Here is a 984-nt window from a genome sequence, read left to right as displayed (position 1 = left end):
GTGACTGCGTACCTTTTGTATAATGGGTCAGCGACTTATATTCAGTGGCGAGCTTAACCGAATAGGGGAGGCGTAGCGAAAGCGAGTGTTAATAGCGCGTTTAGTCGCTGGGTATAGACCCGAAACCGGGCGATCTATCCATGGGCAGGTTGAAGGTTGGGTAACACTAACTGGAGGACCGAACCGACTACCGTTGAAAAGTTAGCGGATGACCTGTGGATCGGAGTGAAAGGCTAATCAAGCTCGGAGATAGCTGGTTCTCCTCGAAAGCTATTTAGGTAGCGCCTCATGTATCACTGTAGGGGGTAGAGCACTGTTTCGGCTAGGGGGTCATCCCGACTTACCAAACCGATGCAAACTCCGAATACCTACAAGTGCCGAGCATGGGAGACACACGGCGGGTGCTAACGTCCGTCGTGAAAAGGGAAACAACCCAGACCGTCAGCTAAGGTCCCAAAATCCTGGTTAAGTGGGAAACGATGTGGGAAGGCTTAGACAGCTAGGAGGTTGGCTTAGAAGCAGCCACCCTTTAAAGAAAGCGTAATAGCTCACTAGTCGAGTCGGCCTGCGCGGAAGATGTAACGGGGCTCAAACCAGGTACCGAAGCTACGGGTATCACCTTAGGGTGATGCGGTAGAGGAGCGTTCTGTAAGCCTGTGAAGGTGAGTTGAGAAGCTTGCTGGAGGTATCAGAAGTGCGAATGCTGACATGAGTAACGACAATGGGTGTGAAAAACACCCACGCCGAAAGACCAAGGTTTCCTGCGCAACGTTAATCGACGCAGGGTTAGTCGGTCCCTAAGGCGAGGCTGAAAAGCGTAGTCGATGGAAAACAGGTTAATATTCCTGTACTTCTGGTTATTGCGATGGAGGGACGGAGAAGGCTAGGCCAGCTTGGCGTTGGTTGTCCAAGTTTAAGGTGGTAGGCTGAGATCTTAGGTAAATCCGGGATCTCAAGGCCGAGAGCTGATGACGAGTTGTCTTT

The 984-nt window shown here is 51.4% G+C and carries 1 rRNA gene; it reads left to right on the top strand.

What is annotated here, in order from left to right:
* Window positions 1-984, top strand: a 23S ribosomal RNA gene (locus tag IFT44_RS21015); the annotation flags it as partial.

Origin of the sequence: Pseudomonas sp. CFBP 13710 (genome assembly GCF_014842235.1) — a bacterium.
Lineage (GTDB): Bacteria > Pseudomonadota > Gammaproteobacteria > Pseudomonadales > Pseudomonadaceae > Aquipseudomonas > Aquipseudomonas baltica.
The sequence above is the reverse complement of the archived record's forward strand: the minus strand, read 5'-3'. Positions and strand labels throughout refer to the sequence as shown.